Here is a 1,002-nt window from a genome sequence, read left to right as displayed (position 1 = left end):
AGGAGGGGAACGCGATGACGGTCACCAGAATGAGGCCCGAAAACCCTACGGCCTTCCCCACCACGGAGAGATAAGCGGCGATCGGGAGGGGCGCGCCGACGTAGGTGTCGGGGACCCAGGAGTGGAAGGGCGCGGCGGCCGTCTTGAAGGCGAAGCCGACGAGCGTGAGGGCCACCCCCGTCTTGGCGAGGGTGTCGAGGACCGGGGCGACGTCGTCGAGACGGTCGGCGATCTCGGTGAGGTGCAGGGTGCCGGTGGCCGCGTACACGAAGCTGACGCCGAGCAGCATGACGGCGGTGGCGACGACGGAGGAGAGGAAGAACTTCAGCGCGGCCTCGGAGGAGCGCCGGTCGCCGCGTTTGATGCCGACGAGGGCGAACGCCGGGAGGGAGGCGACTTCGAGGGCGACGACGAGCGTGGCGAGGTCACGGGAGGCGGGCAGCAGGGCCGCTCCCGAGGCGGAGGCCAGGAGCAGGAACCAGTACTCCCCCGCCGGCAGCTCGCGGGTGTCGTCGAGCGAGAGCAGGACGGTGAGGAACGCGCCGCCGAGGACCAGGGCCTGGATGACGACGGTGAAGTGGTCGGCGGCGTAGCTGCAGGCCTGGGCGCCGGTGGTGACGCAGAAGGTGGTCCGGTCTCCGGAGCGCAGGGGGATGAGGAACGCCAGGGCGGCGGCGAGCGCGATGAGGGTGGCGTACCCGAGGAGCCGTTTGCGGTGGGCCGGCAGGAACAGGTCGGCGACGAGGACGGCCAGGGCGGCCAGCGCGGTGAGGGTGGGGGGCGCGATGGCGAGCCAGTCGATGGACTGGACGACGCTGGGGACGTCGGCCGCGACGAGGCTTCCGGCGGCGTCGTCGGTGCCGGGGGCCGTCGTGGCCGGGGCCTGTGCGACGAGGCTTCCGGCGGTGGTGCTGAGGTCCGCGGTCACGACTTGCCTCCTGCGAGAAGCTGCTGCACGGCGGGGTCGGTGAGACCGAGGAGGACGGCGGGCCAGAGGCCGGC

Annotated in this window: 1 protein-coding gene; it reads right to left on the bottom strand. The window is 72.4% G+C overall.

Annotated features, from left to right (window positions below; genetic code table 11):
- Window positions 1-928 (bottom strand): NADH-quinone oxidoreductase subunit N (locus tag ACZ7HQ_RS46025; RefSeq protein ID WP_471003748.1); only part of this gene is annotated, 928 nt, incomplete at its 3' end.
- Between the last annotated feature and the right edge of the window lie 74 nt (window positions 929-1,002).

Source organism: Streptomyces sp. NPDC037290 (genome assembly GCF_055603245.1).
Note: the sequence above shows the minus strand (reverse complement) of the source record. Positions and strands in the feature narration are given on the sequence as shown.